Origin of the sequence: Streptomyces sp. NPDC093089, from assembly GCF_044754405.1 — a bacterium.
Lineage (GTDB): Bacteria > Actinomycetota > Actinomycetes > Streptomycetales > Streptomycetaceae > Streptomyces.
Map to the genome: position 1 here is coordinate 67,234 of NZ_JBIVPA010000001.1, position 14,859 is coordinate 82,092.

The 14,859-nt window shown below is 72.8% G+C and carries 12 protein-coding genes and 1 pseudogene; 5 read left to right on the forward strand and 8 right to left on the reverse strand.

Annotated elements, in window-relative coordinates; translation table 11 throughout:
- Nucleotides 1–11: 11 nt before the first annotated feature.
- The 3 genes from tilS to dacB form a co-directional block, all read right to left on the reverse strand.
- The gene (gene tilS, locus ACIQFX_RS00320) at nucleotides 12–1,031 is read right to left on the reverse strand and encodes a tRNA lysidine(34) synthetase TilS (RefSeq protein ID WP_402457019.1); all 1,020 of its coding nucleotides are present in this window, start codon (nucleotides 1,029–1,031) and stop codon (nucleotides 12–14) included.
- Nucleotides 1,032–1,239: 208 nt separating this feature from the next.
- The gene (locus ACIQFX_RS00325) at nucleotides 1,240–2,379 is read right to left on the reverse strand and encodes a zinc-dependent metalloprotease (RefSeq protein ID WP_402457022.1); all 1,140 of its coding nucleotides are present in this window, start codon (nucleotides 2,377–2,379) and stop codon (nucleotides 1,240–1,242) included.
- A 71-nt stretch (nucleotides 2,380–2,450) separates the two neighbouring features.
- Nucleotides 2,451–3,848 carry a D-alanyl-D-alanine carboxypeptidase/D-alanyl-D-alanine-endopeptidase gene (gene dacB / locus ACIQFX_RS00330; protein ID WP_402457024.1) on the reverse strand — a complete coding sequence of 466 codons (1,398 nt, stop codon included), beginning with the start codon at nucleotides 3,846–3,848 and terminating at the stop codon, nucleotides 2,451–2,453.
- A 103-nt stretch (nucleotides 3,849–3,951) separates the two neighbouring features.
- On the opposite strand from dacB, the gene ACIQFX_RS00335 reads away from it, so the two are divergent.
- The gene (locus tag ACIQFX_RS00335) at nucleotides 3,952–4,443 is read left to right on the forward strand and encodes an inorganic diphosphatase (protein WP_024758444.1); all 492 of its coding nucleotides are present in this window, start codon (nucleotides 3,952–3,954) and stop codon (nucleotides 4,441–4,443) included.
- Nucleotides 4,444–4,560: 117 nt separating this feature from the next.
- Nucleotides 4,561–6,219 carry a threonine/serine exporter ThrE family protein gene (locus ACIQFX_RS00340; RefSeq protein ID WP_402457027.1) on the forward strand — a complete coding sequence of 553 codons (1,659 nt, stop codon included), beginning with the start codon at nucleotides 4,561–4,563 and terminating at the stop codon, nucleotides 6,217–6,219.
- A 173-nt stretch (nucleotides 6,220–6,392) separates the two neighbouring features.
- Here ACIQFX_RS00340 and ACIQFX_RS00345 read toward each other — a convergent pair whose 3' ends face one another.
- Entirely contained in the window at nucleotides 6,393–7,100 is a 708-nt protein-coding gene (locus ACIQFX_RS00345) for a DedA family protein (protein ID WP_402457030.1), read from the reverse strand.
- A 151-nt stretch (nucleotides 7,101–7,251) separates the two neighbouring features.
- Between ACIQFX_RS00345 and ACIQFX_RS00350 the strand changes: the two genes are divergently transcribed.
- The gene (locus ACIQFX_RS00350) at nucleotides 7,252–7,623 is read left to right on the forward strand and encodes a YbjQ family protein (protein ID WP_402458523.1); all 372 of its coding nucleotides are present in this window, start codon (nucleotides 7,252–7,254) and stop codon (nucleotides 7,621–7,623) included.
- A 219-nt stretch (nucleotides 7,624–7,842) separates the two neighbouring features.
- Here the strand turns inward: ACIQFX_RS00350 and ACIQFX_RS00355 are convergent, their stop codons facing one another.
- Nucleotides 7,843–8,604, reverse strand: coding sequence for a MerR family transcriptional regulator (locus ACIQFX_RS00355; RefSeq protein WP_402457033.1), 762 nt, complete (start codon nucleotides 8,602–8,604; stop codon nucleotides 7,843–7,845).
- A 127-nt stretch (nucleotides 8,605–8,731) separates the two neighbouring features.
- On the opposite strand from ACIQFX_RS00355, the gene ACIQFX_RS00360 reads away from it, so the two are divergent.
- Nucleotides 8,732–10,021 carry an ion channel protein gene (locus ACIQFX_RS00360; protein ID WP_402457036.1) on the forward strand — a complete coding sequence of 430 codons (1,290 nt, stop codon included), beginning with the start codon at nucleotides 8,732–8,734 and terminating at the stop codon, nucleotides 10,019–10,021.
- Between the two features lie 65 nt (nucleotides 10,022–10,086).
- Nucleotides 10,087–11,499 (forward strand): glutamate decarboxylase, encoded by a 1,413-nt coding sequence (locus tag ACIQFX_RS00365; protein WP_402457039.1) that lies wholly within the window; start codon nucleotides 10,087–10,089, stop codon nucleotides 11,497–11,499.
- 20 nt (nucleotides 11,500–11,519) lie between these two features.
- Here the strand turns inward: ACIQFX_RS00365 and ACIQFX_RS00370 are convergent, their stop codons facing one another.
- The 3 genes and pseudogenes from ACIQFX_RS00370 to ACIQFX_RS00380 form a co-directional block, all read right to left on the reverse strand.
- Nucleotides 11,520–12,779, reverse strand: coding sequence for an exo-alpha-sialidase (locus tag ACIQFX_RS00370; RefSeq protein ID WP_402457042.1), 1,260 nt, complete (start codon nucleotides 12,777–12,779; stop codon nucleotides 11,520–11,522).
- A 92-nt stretch (nucleotides 12,780–12,871) separates the two neighbouring features.
- Nucleotides 12,872–13,636 carry an ABC transporter permease gene (locus ACIQFX_RS00375; RefSeq protein ID WP_402457045.1) on the reverse strand — a complete coding sequence of 255 codons (765 nt, stop codon included), beginning with the start codon at nucleotides 13,634–13,636 and terminating at the stop codon, nucleotides 12,872–12,874.
- Nucleotides 13,637–13,848: 212 nt separating this feature from the next.
- Nucleotides 13,849–14,781: pseudogene (locus ACIQFX_RS00380) on the reverse strand (ATP-binding cassette domain-containing protein); the annotation flags it as partial.
- Between the last annotated feature and the right edge of the window lie 78 nt (nucleotides 14,782–14,859).

Consider the following 14,859-nt stretch of genomic DNA (forward strand, 5'->3'; position numbering starts at 1 on the left):
TGCAGCGTGCGTCAGCCTTGCCGGATGACCAGTCTGCCACCCTGGCGGCGGGCTTCGACTCGGCCGGGCAGGTTGATGGCTCCCTGGCCGCGCCATCCGGTGATGAGTCGGTCGACTTCTTCGATGTGGCGGGCGAAGAGGGAGCCGGCGGGGGCGCCCTCCGCGATGACGGCGCGGCGCAGGACGCGGCGGCGTACGGCGGGGGGCAGCCCGAAGAGCTTGGCGCATTCGAGGGCGCCCGCTTCGTCGCGTACGGCGGTCTCGGCGTCGGCGGCCCAGGTGTCGAGGGCGTCGGCGTCGTCGCGGGAGAGCTGGGCCGTTCGGGCGAGGGCTTCAACGACGCCTTTGCCGAGTGCCTTTTCGAGGGCGGGGAGGCCTTCGTGGCGGAGTCGGGAGCGGGTGTAGGCGGGGTCGCTGTTGTGGGGGTCGTCCCAGACGGCGAGTTCTTGGGCGATGCAGGCTTTGCGGACGGTCTGGCGGTCGAGCTGGAGGAAGGGGCGCCGGTAGCGGCGGGTGGCGCCGGAGACGGCGGCCATGCCGGAGAGGGAGCGGATGCCGGAGCCTCGGGCGAGGCCGAGGAGGACGGTTTCCGCCTGGTCGTCGCGGGTGTGGCCGAGGAGGACGGCGGTGGCTCCGTGGCGTGCGGCGGCGGCGTCGAGTGCGGCGTAGCGGGCGTCGCGGGCGGCGGCTTCGGGGCCTCCTTCGCGGCCGACGGTGACGGTGACGGCCTCGACGGGGGTGAGGCCGAGGGCGGTCATGCGTCCGGCGACCTCGGTGGCGCGGCTGTCGGAGCCGTCCTGGAGGCCGTGGTCGACGGTGATGCCGCCGGCTCGTACGGGGAGTTTGCGGGCTTCGAAGGCGAGGGCGGAGGCGAGTGCCATGGAGTCGGCGCCTCCGGAGCACGCGACGAGCACCAGGGGTGTGGGTGCGTCGGGTGTGGTGGTGGGGTTGGTCTGGTGCTCGGTGAGGACGTCGTGGAGTACGCGGCGGACCGCCAGGCGTATCGCCGCGACCGCAGGATGGGGACCCATGTCCGGTGCCCTTCGTGATGGGGGTGGGGTGCCTCGGTCGGAGTCTTAACGGTCGGAAAGGGGGTTTCGGTCACTCAGAGTGCGTCGATGGTGACAGAAACCCGGCCGTTACCCGAGCATTGCACGGCTCACCCCCTGCTCAGGGTCCCTCGGATGGGTGATTGGTGAGGGGTTCTGACGTGTTCCTTCGTCGTCTGCCGCACCTGTCTCACGAGTCTGCCTTACGGTGCACCCTCGCGATCCAGTCGGCGGGGGCGGCGATCTCGGTCTTGGTGGGGAGTGTGTTGGGGGAGGTCCAGACGCGGTTGAAGCCGTCCATGCCGACCTGGTCGACGACGGCGCGGACGAAGCGCTCGCCGTCGCGGTACTGGCGGAGTTTGGCGTCGAGGCCGAGGAGCTTGCGGAGGGCGAGGTCGAGGCGGGAGGCGCCGCGGGCGCGGCGTTGCTGGAACTTCTCGCGGATCTCGGCGACGGAGGGGACGACCTCGGGTCCGACGCCGTCCATGACGTAGTCCGCGTGGCCTTCGAGGAGGGACATGACGGCGGTGAGGCGGCCGAGGATCTCGCGTTGCTCGGGGGTCTGGACGAGTTCGACGAGGGAGGGGGCGGGTTCGCCCTCCTCGCCTTCGGGGCGGCCGCCCGCGAGGGTCTGGGCGACTTCGCGGAGGCGTTCGACGACGGTGCCGGGGTCGACGTCGGTGGCGGCGAGGAACGCCTGGATCTCGCCTTGGAGGTGGTCGCGGAGCCAGGGGACGGCGGTGAACTGGGTGCGGTGGGTCTCTTCGTGGAGGCAGACCCAGAGGCGGAAGTCGTGGGGGGAGACGTCGAGTTCGCGTTCGACGTGGACGATGTTGGGTGCGACGAGGAGGAGGCGTCCGCCGCCGTTGGCGCCGGCCGGGAGGTCGCGGGTGGCGGGGGCGAAGGTCTCGTACTGGCCGAGGATGCGGGAGGCGAGGAACGAGAGGAGCATGCCGAGTTCGACGCCGGTGATCTTTCCGCCGACGGCCCCGAGGACGGCGCTGCCGGAGGTGGCGGCGCGGCGGTCCTGCATCTTGCCGAGGAGCGGGGTGAGGAGTTCGCGGAAGCCGGCGACGTTGGCCTTGATCCAGCCGGCGCGGTCGACCACGAGGACGGGTGTGTCGTGGGGGGCGGTGCCTTCGGGGATCATCCGCGTGTAGGCGCGGACGTGTTCTTCGGAGGCTTTGGCGTGCCTGCGGAGTTCGGCGACGACCTCGCGGGCCTCGTCGCGGCTGACTTCGGGTCCGGGCCGCACGAGGCGGGTCGCGGTCGCGACCGCGAGGTTCCAGTCGACCATCCCTGATGTGCCTGCGCCACCGGTGCTCGTCATGCGTCAACCGTACGGTCTCGGGGCCCGATCGGTGTCGGTTCGGTGCGGGTCGACGCGGGTCCGGGCGGGTGTCAGTCGGTTTCGGTCAGGGCTGCGGCGAGGCGGTCGAGGGCGGGTTGGGCTTCGTAGGGGGAGAGGGTGCGGCCGGCGAGGAACGCGAAGGCGAGGAGGCGGCCGTCGGGGGTGACGACGGTGCCGGCGAGTGTGTTGACGCCGGTGAGGGTGCCGGTTTTGGCGCGGACGAGTCCGGCGCCGGCGGGTGTGGCGCCGTAGCGGCCGGCGAGGGTGCCGGTGAAGCCGCCGATGGGGAGGCCGGTGAGGAGGGGGCGGAGGGTGGGGCGGGCGGGGTCGGCCGCGCGGGTGAGGATTCCGGTGAGGAGGGCGGCGGAGACCTTGTCGCGGCGGTCGAGTCCGCTGCCGTCGGCGAAGCGGGCTCCGGTGACGGGGAGGCCGAGGCGGGCGATCTCGTCGCGTACGGCGCGTTCGGCGCCTTGGAAGCTGGCGGGGCGCCGGTGGGCGAGGGCGGTCTGGCGGGCGAGGGCTTCGGCGAGGTCGTTGTCGCTGTGGGTGAGGGTGCGTTCGGCGAGGTCGGCGAGGGGTGCGGAGTAGGTGCGGGCGAGGGGGGCGTTGCGGGGGGTGCGGCCGGGTGCGGGGGTGCCGGTGACGTCGATGCCGGCTCGGGTGAGGAGGTCGGCGAAGGTTCTGGCGGTGTCGCCGGCGGGGTCGGCGGTGCGGGGTGCGGGGCCGCTGCGGCTGCCGTCGAGGCGGCCTTCGTCGGTCATGAGGGCGACGACGGGGGCGATGTTCTCGTTGGGGCCGATGGGGTGGAGTGCGGGGCCTTGGTAGAGGTGCGTGTCGTAGGTGAGGCGGACGGAGGTGCGGCCGTTCTTCTTGAGGTCGCGGGCGGTGTCGGCGGCGAGGGTTCTGAGGCGGGTCGGGTCGAGGGTGGGGTCGCCGCCGCCGGTGAGGGTGACGGTGCCGCCGTCGGGGGTGGCGGTGACGGTGGTGGCGATGCGGTGGTCGGGGCCGAGGGCGGAGAGTGCGGCGGCGACGGTGGCGATCTTGACGGCGGAGGCGGGGGTCATGGGGGTGGCGGCGCCGTGGTCGTACAGCCGGCCGCCGGTGGTGGTGTCGACGACGGAGGCGGTGCGGAGCGGGCCGAGGCCGGGGTCGGCGAGGAGGGGGGCGAGGACGCGGGCGAGGTCCGCGGGGGGTCCTGCGGGGGCCGGGGCGTGCAGGGCGGCGAGGACGCCGGGGGCGCTGGGTGCGGGGGCGGGGCGGTGGGGTGCGGCGGGGGCCGGGGCGGCGGCGTGACGCGTGCCACCCGTCGCGGGGGCGGCGGCGCGGGCCCGCTCGGCCGTACGCTGGCCTCCGTCCCATGGTCCGGCCGCGGTGACGGCTGCGGCCGCCAGGGCGAGTCCGAGGGCGGCGGAGCCCGCCGTGAGCTGCCACGTCTTCGGCTCCGGCATCTGCTGACCAGCCCCTTTCGCGATCACACACGTGCGTGAGGGACACTTAATCACCGCGCGTCGTCGCGAGCATTCACTTGTGTTGATTCAGGAGGAGCCACCCGTGGAGTTCGACGTTCTCATCGAGATCCCCAAGGGATCGCGGAACAAGTACGAGGTCGACCACGAGACCGGTCGCATCCGTCTGGACCGTCGTCTCTTCACGTCGACGGCCTACCCGACCGACTACGGCTACGTCGAGAACACCCTGGGTGAGGACGGCGACCCGCTGGACGCGCTGGTCATCCTCGACGAGCCGACGTTCCCGGGCTGCCTGATCAAGTGCCGCGCCATCGGCATGTTCCGCATGACGGACGAGGCCGGCGGCGACGACAAGCTGCTGTGCGTCCCGGCGACGGACCCGCGCATGGAGCACCTGCGGGACATCCACCACGTGGCGGAGTTCGACCGTCTGGAGATCCAGCACTTCTTCGAGGTCTACAAGGACCTGGAGCCGGGCAAGTCGGTCGAGGGTGCCGACTGGGTCGGTCGCGCCGAGGCCGAGGAAGAGATCGAGAAGTCCTACGCGCGCGCCAAGGAGCAGGGCGGTCACTGAGCCCCTGCTGTCGTGATCGTGTGAAGGCGGTGCACCTCTCCCGGGTGTACCGCCTTTCGCACGTCCGTCGCACCTTCATACTGGAATTCACGATTCCCTGGGGATGAGGCGGAGAGAGTGGTGGCGGAGCCGGAGGGCCCCGAGGAGGCTCCTGAGGACCGGAAGCCGCAGTCGGACGAGGCGCGGAGCGCGTTCGCCCCGCCGGCCGGGGTGGAGCATCCCCCACCGCCCGAGGAGGAGCATCCGACGTCGGAGTTCGCGCTGCCGCCCGGGACGACGACGGAGCCGCCGTCGGAGCAGGGGGGCTCGGCGTTCGCGACGCCGGCGACCTATTCGGCGAAGACCTCGCCGCCCGTGTTCACTCCGGCGTACGGGGTTCCCCTGGTGCGGCTCTCGCAGGACGCGCCGTGGCAGGACCGGATGCGGACGATGCTGCGGCTGCCGGTGCACGAACGGCCGGTGCCGGAGGCGGTCGGCAAGGAGGACGAGTCGGGGCCTTCGGTGCCACGCGTGCTCGACCTGACCCTGCGTATCGGTGAGCTGCTGCTCGCGGGCGGGGAGGGCGCGGAGGACGTCGAGGCGGCGATGTTCGCGATCTGCCGCTCGTACGGTCTGGACCGGGTGGAGCCGACGGTGACGTTCACCTTGCTGTCGGTGACGTACCAGCCGTCGCTCGTGGACGACCCGGTCACGGCGAACCGGACGGTGCGGCGGCGGGGGACGGACTACACGCGGCTCGCGGCGGTGTACCAGCTGCTCGCGGACATCAACGCGCGGGCGCACGAGGTGTCGCCGGAGGAGGCGTACCGGCGGCTGGCGGAGATACGGCGGAACCGGCATCCGTATCCGGGGTGGGTACTGACGGCGGCGGCGGGGGTCCTCGCGGGGGCGGCCTCGGTGCTGCTCGGCGGTGGTCCGACGGTGTTCTTCGTGGCGGCGCTCGGCGCGGTGCTCGGTGACCGGCTCGCGTGGTTGTGCGCGGGGCGGGGTCTGCCGGAGTTCTACCAGTTCCTGGTGGCGGCGATGCCGCCGGCGGCGATGGGGGTGCTCCTGACGCTGCTGCACGCGGATCTGCGGCCGTCGGCGGTGATCACCGGTGGTCTGTTCGCGCTGATTCCGGGGCGGGCGCTCGTGGCGGCCGTGCAGGACGGTCTGACCGGTTTCTACATCACGGCCTCGGCGCGGCTGCTGGAGGTCGCGTACTTCTTCGTGGCGATCGTGGTGGGCGTGCTGTCGGTGCTGTACGTCGCCGTGCAGTTCGACGCGGAGTTGAACCCGGAGGGGGCGCTGCGGGCGGTGGAGCGGCCGGTGACGCAGATCCTGGCGTCGATGGTGCTGTGCGCGACGTTCGCGGTGCTGTTGCAGCAGTCGCGGTCGACGGTGCTGTTCGCGACGCTGAACGGCGGGGTGGCGTGGGTGGTCTACGCGTCGATCGCGGTGACGGCGCAGGGCTCGACGGTGATGGCGACGGCGGTGGCGGCGGGCCTGGTGGGTCTGTTCGGGCAGTTGATCGCGCGCTACCACCACACGTCGTCGCTGCCGTACGTGACGGCGGCGATCGGGCCGCTGCTGCCGGGTTCGGCGACGTACTTCGGTGTGCTCGCCATCGCCCAGAACAATCTGGACCAGGGCTTCGCCTCGCTGGCGAAGGCGGCGGCGCTGGCGCTGGCCATCGCGATCGGGGTGAACCTGGGGAGCGAGCTGGCCCGGCTCTTCATGCAGGCGCCCGCCGCGGCGTCGGCGCGGCGGGCGGCGAAGCGGACCCGAGGCTTCTAGGGGCTGTCCGGCGGATCGGATCCGGGTGGATCCGATCGGGTGGATCAGGTCCGGGTGGACCGGATCAGGGTGGATCAGGTCCGGGTGGATCGGATCGGGTGGATCAGGTCCGGTGGGTCGGGGTGCGGTGGGTGTCCCGGCGTGATCGGCGGGACACCCCGTGGAGCCTGTGGCTACCGCTTGGCGTGGCGGCCGCCGCGGGGCGCGCCCGGGTTCGGGGTGCCGGGGGCGTCGTGGTCGCTGTCGGCCCGGTCCGCCTTCTTGGACTGGGAGCGGGCCCGGAGGAGCTCGACGACGACCGGGATCACGGAGATCAGGACGATGCCGACGAGGATCATCTCGATGTGCTTGTGCACGAAGTCGATCTTGCCGAGGGAGGCGCCGAGCAGGGTCACGCCGGCGCCCCACAGCACGCCGCCGATGATGTTGAACGTGATGAACGAGCGGTAGTTCATCCGGCTGACACCGGCGATGATCGGCGTGAACGTCCGCACGATGGGGACGAAGCGGGCCAGGATCAGCGACTTCGGGCCGTGCTTCTCGAAGAACTCGTGCGCCTTCTCGACGTTCTCCTGCTTGAAGAGCTTGGAGTCGGGGCGCTTGAAGAGGGACGGGCCGACCTTCCGGCCGAAGAGGTATCCGACCTGGTCGCCGACGACGGCGGCGACCACCACCAGGGTGCACACCAGCCACAGCGGCGTGTCCAGTTTGCCGGTGGTGACGAGGAGGCCGGTGGTGAAGAGGAGCGAGTCGCCGGGCAGGAAGAACCCGATGAGGAGACCGGACTCGGCGAAGACGATCACCAGGACACCGATCAGACCAAAGGTCTGGATCAGATAGTCCGGGTCCAGCCAGCTCGGTCCGAGGGCAAGCGTGTTCACGGGTTCCGGGCTCCTGCGGTCGGTGGGGGTGTGGGGGACGGCTGGTCCCAAGCTATCAACGCGGGCGGGACGCCCCCGGTTCCACCCGGGTCCCACGGGATGCGGACCGGGCTGCCGCCCCCGAGGGTAGGGGATCAGGAGGTGCATGCCGATGGGCATCGAGGACTACGGAGGCGGCCAGGGGCCGCACCCCGACGTGCTGGTCGTGACCACGAACGACGTGCCGGGACACGAGGTCCGGCAGGTGATCGGTGAGGTCTTCGGGCTCACCGTGCGCTCGCGCCATCTGGGCAGCCAGATCGGGGCGGGGCTGAAGTCCATGATCGGCGGTGAGCTGAAGGGCCTCACGAAGACCCTCGTGGAGACCCGCAACCAGGCGATGGAACGCCTGGTGGAGCAGGCCCGGGCGCGCGGTGCGAACGCCGTGCTGATGTTCCGCTTCGACGTGACGGAAGCGGCGGACGTCGGCACGGAGGTCTGCGCCTACGGCACGGCGGTGGTGATCGCCCCGCACGCCCTCTGACCGTCCGGCTCCTGGGCCCGGCCTCGGGGCGAGGCCGGGCCCTTCGCCGGGCAGGGCCCTTCGTCGAGTCGGGCCCTTCGTCGGGCCGGACCCTTGCCCGGGCCGGGCTCTGCGCGGAGCCCGGCCCGGCGCGGGGTCCGGCCCGGCGCGGAGCCCGGCCCGGAGCCCGGCTCTGCGTGCGGCGGACGGCCCTGCTCCGGTCAGGCGGCCCTGTGCCGGTCAGGCCGCCCGGCGGGCCGCGTTCGCCCGGACGGCCCCGAGGAGGTGCTCGGGGAGGCCGGGGTGGATCGACTCGTAGAAGGCGTGGAAGTTCTCGTCGGCGACGTACATCTCGGCGAGGCCCTCGTGGGTCTTCGGGTGGCAATCGAAGAACCAGGTGGTGATGGGGCGGCGATGGGCCTCGGCGAGGTCCATCGCCTCCTCGGAGCCGGGGGCGCGGCCCTCCTCCATGAGGGCCGCGTAGGCGGCGCCCCAGGCGTCCACCTCGTCCTTCATGCGCTGCCAGTCCTCCTTGCCGTACGTGGCGGCGCGGGCCTGCGCCAGCTCGTGCGAGGAGGTGCCGCCCCAGCGGCGGGCGGACTCCTCGGCGTACCGCTCGGGGTCCTTGTCCCCGAACACCTCGAACTTCTCCTCGGGAGTGAGGTTGATGCCCGTCTTCTTCGCCTCCATGGCGTGCTCGACGGCCGCCGCCATCCTCTGGAGCTCGCCGATCCGCGCGGTCAGCAGGGTGTGCTGGCGCCGCAGGTGCTCCTGCGGGTCGGCGTGCGGGTCGTCGAGGAGGGCGGCGACCCCTTCGAGGGGGAAGCCGAGCTCCCGGTAGAACAGGATCTGCTGGAGCCGGTCGAGGTCCGCGTCGTCGTAGCGGCGGTGCCCCGCCGCGCTGCGGCCGCTCGGTGAGAGCAGCCCGATCGCGTCGTAGTGGTGCAGGGTGCGCACGGTGACCCCGGCGAGGCCGGCGACCCGTCCCACGGAGTGGTCCATCGGCTTTCCTCCCCCTTTCCCTTTCGGTACGCAGGACAGCCTCGGACCTGACGTGACGTGAGGTGCAAGCCTCTTCCGGCGCGAATCTCGGGATGTTGTGCGGCTTTTGCTCACTTATGGTGGGTCGGTGGCCACCGATCATGCTCCGTCCGCGTCGACACCCGGCGTCGCCGAGACCCCGCTGCGGATCCTGCTGCCCCAGGTGCTGCCCGCCCTCGTGGTCGGACTCCTTGCGAGTCTGCTGTTCCTGGGAATCAGCACCCTCGCGGAGCAACTCGAGGGCGTCCTCTGGGGCAACCTGCCGGACGCTCTCGGCATCGGCCGCTACTCCTCCCTCTGGATCATCTGCATGCTCACGGCCACCGGCATCGCCGTGGGGCTCGTGGTCTGGAAGGTGCCCGGACACGCCGGGCCGGACCCGGCCTCCATGGGGCTCGGTGGAGCACCGCTCCCCGTCGGCATCGTGCCGGGGCTCCTCCTGGCCAGCGTCCTCGTGCTCGCCGGCGGTGTCAGCCTCGGCCCCGAGAACCCGATCATCGCGGGCAACATCGCCCTCATCTACTGGCTCGGCCACCGGATCGCCCCTGCGGTCCCGGCCGCCGCCTGGGTCGCCCTCGCCTCGGCCGCCACCGTGGGAGCCCTCTTCGGGACGCCCGTGGCGGCCGCCCTCGTCCTCTCGGAGGCCCTGGCGAGCCAGGGGGGCCAGGGCTCCCTGTGGGACCGGCTCTTCGCCCCGCTGCTCGCCGCCGGCACCGGCTCGATGACCACCCAGCTCCTCGTGGGGCCGAGCTTCGACATGGACCTGCCGCCGCTGACCGACCCCGGCTACGGCGACCTGCTCGCCGCCCTGGTCATCGCCTCCGCGGCGGCGGTCTTCGGTCTCGGCTGCTGCTACCTCTTCCCCCGCCTCCACACCGCCTTCGGACGCCTGCGCCACCCCATGCTGATGCTGCCCCTGGGCGGCCTCGTGCTCGGCCTGCTGGGTGCCGTCGGCGGGCAGCTGACCCTCTTCAAGGGCCTGGAGGAGGTCGAGGAGCTGACCGCGAAGATCGGCAGCTGGTCCTCGGGGGAACTCGCCGAGCTGGCCGTGATCAAACTCGTCGCCCTCGTCGTCGCCGCGTCCTGCGGCTTCCGGGGCGGCCGGATCTTCCCCGCCGTCTTCATCGGAGCCGCCTTCGGGCTGTTCGCCCAAGCCCTGGTCCCCGAGGTCCACCCGGCGGTCGCCGTCTCCTCCGCCGTCCTCGGCGTCCTGCTCGCCACCACCCGGCAGGGCTGGATCAGCCTCTTCACCGGCGCGATCCTCGCCCCCTCCGCCGCGATGCTCACCCTGCTCTGCCTCGCCTCCCTGCCGGCCTGGCTGATCGTCACCGGCCGCCCCCAGCTCGAACTCGACAAGCAGGGCAACTCCCTGCGCTGACCGCCCGTCCCCGCCTCCCCCGCCCCCACCGGGCGGGTCGCCCCACCGGACAGAAGGAGTCCCCCATGCCGCTCCACCAGGGCCCCCACCCCTCCCCGCCCGAGCGCCGGCTCTCGTTCAACCCCTTCTACGGGGAGGCCAACCCGGTCGGCGGCATGACCGAGGCTCCCCCGCACCACCGCCTGCCGGACGGGCCGCTGCCGCCGATGAGCGCCTACCAGCTCGTCCACGACGAGCTGATGCTCGACGGCAACTCCCGGCTCAACCTGGCCACCTTCGTCACCACCTGGATGGAGCCCCAGGCCGGTGTCCTCATGGCCGAGTGCCGCGACAAGAACATGATCGACAAGGACGAGTACCCGCGCACCGCCGAACTGGAGCGCCGCTGCGTCGCCATGCTCGCCGACCTGTGGAACGTCCCGGACCCGGCGACCGCCGTCGGCTGCTCCACCACCGGCTCCAGCGAGGCCTGCATGCTCGCGGGCCTCGCCCTCAAGCGCCGCTGGGCCAAACGGAACGCCGACCGCTACCCGGGCAGCGCCCGCCCCAACCTGATCATGGGCGTCAACGTCCAGGTCTGCTGGGAGAAGTTCTGCAACTTCTGGGAGGTCGAGGCCCGGCTCGTCCCCATGGAGGGCGACCGCTTCCACCTCGACGCCGAATCCGCCGCCGCGCTCTGCGACGAGAACACCATCGGCGTCGTCGCCGTCCTCGGCTCCACCTTCGACGGCTCCTACGAGCCGGTCGCCGAGATCTGCGCCGCCCTGGACGCCCTCCAGGAACGCACCGGCCTCGACATCCCCGTCCACGTCGACGGCGCCTCCGGCGCGATGGTCGCCCCCTTCCTCGACGAGGACCTCGTCTGGGACTTCCGCCTCCCCCGCGTCTCCTCGATCAACACCTCCGGCCACAAGTACGGCCTGGTCTACCCGGGCGTCGGCTGGGCGCTGTGGCGCTCGCCCGACGAACTCCCCGAGGAGCTGGTCTTCCGCGTCAACTACCTGGGCGGCGACATGCCCACCTTCGCCCTCAACTTCTCCCGCCCCGGCGCCCAGGTCGTCGCGCAGTACTACACCTTCCTCAGGCTCGGCAGGGAGGGCTACCGGGCGGTGCAGCAGACCTCCCGGGACGTGGCCCGGGGCCTCGCCGAACGGATCGAGGCGATGGGCGACTTCCGCCTCCTCACCCACGGGAACGAACTGCCCGTCTTCGCCTTCACCACCACCCCTGACGTCACCGCCTACAACGTCTTCGACGTCTCCCGGCGCATGCGCGAACAAGGCTGGCTGGTCCCCGCCTACACCTTCCCCGCCCACCGGGAGGACCTCTCCGTCCTCCGCGTGGTCTGCCGCAACGGCTTCTCCGCCGACCTCGCCGACCTCTTCGCCCGGGACCTGCACAAACTCCTTCCCGAACTACGCCGCCAGTCCGGCCCGTTGAACGCCGACACGGAAGCGGCGACCTCCTTCCACCACTGAGCCGGGCCCGGGGCCGGCCCTCAGTCGGCCCCGTCCCCGCAAGCGAGCCGGAACTCCGACCACCGCACCCCGTCCGCGGTCAGCGCGTACCGACAGCGGGACTCCTCGCGCAGCAGACCGAGCGGGGTGCGGCGGACGTAGTGGCTGCCGTCGCCGAGCCCGGCGAACGTACGGCCGCCGTCCACGCTCGCGTACCCGGACAGCTCTCCGCCGATCTCCACCCGGCCGCCCGGGCCCGGCACCGGCAGCCCCATCAGCGTGCGCGGCTCCTTCTTCGGACCCGTGGTCCACGTCCGCTGCCACGTGACACCGCCGTCGACCGAGCGGTGCAGCGCCCTCATCGGGTTCTTGACGGGCTCGCCGCCCGTCAGCTCCCCCAGCTCCGCCGCGTACACCGCGTCCGGTCCGACCGCGACCACGACCCGCCCTCCCGGCCGGTCCGTCGGGCTCGGCAGCCGGCTCACGGTCCAGCTCCGGCCCGCGTCCCGGGAGAAGGCGACGGCCACCCGCCCGGACAGCGGATCCGTCCCCGAGACCCACCAGGACCCGTCGGGCTCCGGCTGCCCCGCGGGCTGCGGGTGCGCCCCGAGGAGCGGCGCCCCGGCCAGCGCGCGGCGCCGCCCGTCCTGCGGCGACACCACGACCAGCCGCTCCCGCGCGCACCCGTCGAGCGAGGCCCCGGCCGGTGCCGCGCACTCGGTGGCGAGCACCGCGCCGACGGGTATCCCCGCGACCTCGCCGACCGTCCGCCGGTCCACGGGGTGCCAGCTCCGGCCCCCGTCCCGGGTGAACCAGGTCCGCTCCGGCCGGCCGCCGCCGCCGTCCTCGATCAGTGCCCGGCCGGGCCCGAGCGCCAGCAGGTTCGCCGAGGCGCCCTGCGACACCGGTATCTCGGGCAGCGGCGACCGCCGCACGACCCACTCCTCCGCCCCCGCGTCCCGCACGGCCACCTGCTGCCGGCAGAAGCCGCTCCCCGGCGCCGCTTCGGCGCTCACGCACCCGACGAGCAGCGCGAACCCGCTGCCGTCCCGCGCGAACCCCAGGCTGTGCGCCCAGCCGGGCAGCCCTTCCCCGGACGGCATCCGGGGCGGCGCCCCGAACGCCCCCGCGGCGGCCGGGACCCCCGAACCGCCCTTTGCCGCACCCGACTTCGAGGTCTCGCCCGAACCAGCCTTCTCCACCCCCGACTTCGGGGCCTCACCCGAACCCCCCGTACACCCGCTCAGTACGACCAGAACCAGCGCCACGACGGCGCCGGCCACTGCCACCGGCCTGCGCATCGCACGTCCCCCCGTCCTCCCTCGGGCGGCCCGCGACGGGCCGCTGCTTTCAATACACCGCTCGCCGCCTCCGGGTTCCCACTTCCGCGCCGCTACTTCCCGAGGCGCCCGAACTTCCGTACCGCCAGCGGGAGGAAGACCGCCAGCAGGAGCAGCGGCCACACCACCGCGGCCGTGACGTGCCCCGGTTCGCCGCCCGGGTTGCCGAAGAGTTCCCGGACCGCCGTCGCCGTCGCCGACATCGGGTTCCACTCCACGAACGCGCCGAGCCAGCCCGGCATCGAGTCCGGAGAGGCGAAGGCGTTGGAGAGGAAGCCGACGGGCCAGACCAGGATCTGCACCGCCTGTACCAGCTCGGCCCGCCCGGCGACCAGGGCGAGGTGGATCCCGATCCAGAGCATCGCGAACCGCAGCAGGAGCAGCAGTCCCAGAGCCCCCAGCGTGCTCCCGGGGCCGCCGTGCGTCCGCCAGCCGATCGCGTACCCGACGCCGACCATCACGAGCAGCCCCACCGTCGACTGGAGCATGTCGGCGGCCGCCCGCCCCACGAGCACCGCCCCGTCGGCCATCGGCAAGGAGCGGAAGCGGTCGACCACGCCCTTGTCCAGGTCCCGCGTCACGGCCGTCATGGTGCCTTCGAGGCCGAACACCATGGTCAGCGTCAGCATCCCGGGCACCAGGAAGTCGACGTAGTCGCCGTCGACGCCCCGCCCGCCGCCGACCAGATAGCCGAACATCAGCAGCATCATCACCGGGAAGGCGAGCCCGACCAGGACCGCCACCGGCTGCCGGGCCCAGTGCGCCAGCTCCCTGCGGGTCATCGTCCAGCAGTCGCCCACCACGTACGCGGCACTCATGCCGTCACCTCCGTCCGCCGGGAGGCGCCCGGGCCCGAGTCCGGGCCCGGGTTCGAGTCCGGGACCGGGTTCGAGTCCGGGCCCGGGTTCGAGTCCGGGACCGGGTTCGAGTCCGAGCCCGGGTTCGAGTCCGAGCCCGGGTTCGAGTCCGGGCCCGGGTCCGGGGGCGCACCCGCCTCCCCCTCCGTCCGCCGGGCCGCGCCCCGGTCCGCTCCCCCCTCCGTCAGGTGCAGGAAGACCTCGTCCAGCGTGGGCCGCCGCAGGGCGATGTCCTCCGCCTCGATCCCGGCCGCCCCCAGCGCCCGCACGGTCTCGGTGAGCGAGGCCATCCGGTCCCGTACGGGCGCGCTGAGGAGCCGCCGGTCCGTGTCGACGCCCACCGCGCCGCGCGCCACCGGCAGCAGGCCGGCCGCTTCGTCGAGCCGGTCCGCGTCGCGGACGACCACGTCGATGCGGTCCGCGCCGACCCGCGCCTTGAGCTCGTCGGGCGTGCCGTCGGCGACGACCCGCCCGCGGTCGACCACGGAGACGCGGTCGGCGAGCCGGTCGGCCTCCTCCAGGTACTGCGTGGTCAGCAGCACCGTGGTGCCCCCGCCGACGAGCGAGCGCACCGCGTCCCAGACCTCGGCGCGGCCGCGCGGGTCGAGCCCGGTCGTCGGTTCGTCGAGGAAGAGCACCTCGGGCTCGGTGATCAGCGAGGCGGCCAGGTCGAGGCGCCGCCGCATGCCGCCGGAGTACCGCTTGACGGGCTTGCGCCCGGTGTCGCCGAGGCCGAAGCGCTCCAGGAGTTCGTCGGCCCGCGTCCCGGCGCGGCGGGCGCCCAGGTGGTGGAGTCTGCCGAACATCTCCAGGTTCTGCCGTCCGCCCAGCTCCTCGTCGAGGGCCGCGTGCTGGCCGAGCAGTCCGATCCGCCGCCGCACCTCCCGGGCCTCGGTCCGCACGTCGTGGCCCGCCACCCGCACCAGGCCCTCGTCGTGGCGCAGCAGCGTGGCCAGGATCCGTACGGTCGTGGTCTTGCCCGCGCCGTTGGGTCCGAGCAGGCCGTGGACGGTGCCGCGCCCGACGGTGAGGTCGAGGCCGGCCAGGGCGTCCTTCCCCCCGTACCGCTTGCGCGCGCCCTGTACGAGGATCGCTTCCGCCGCCATGTCGATTCCTCCCGAAAGCTCGTGGTCAAGCTTCGTAGTCAAATTTGACCAGTGATCGCCGACGGAGCAAGGTATGCC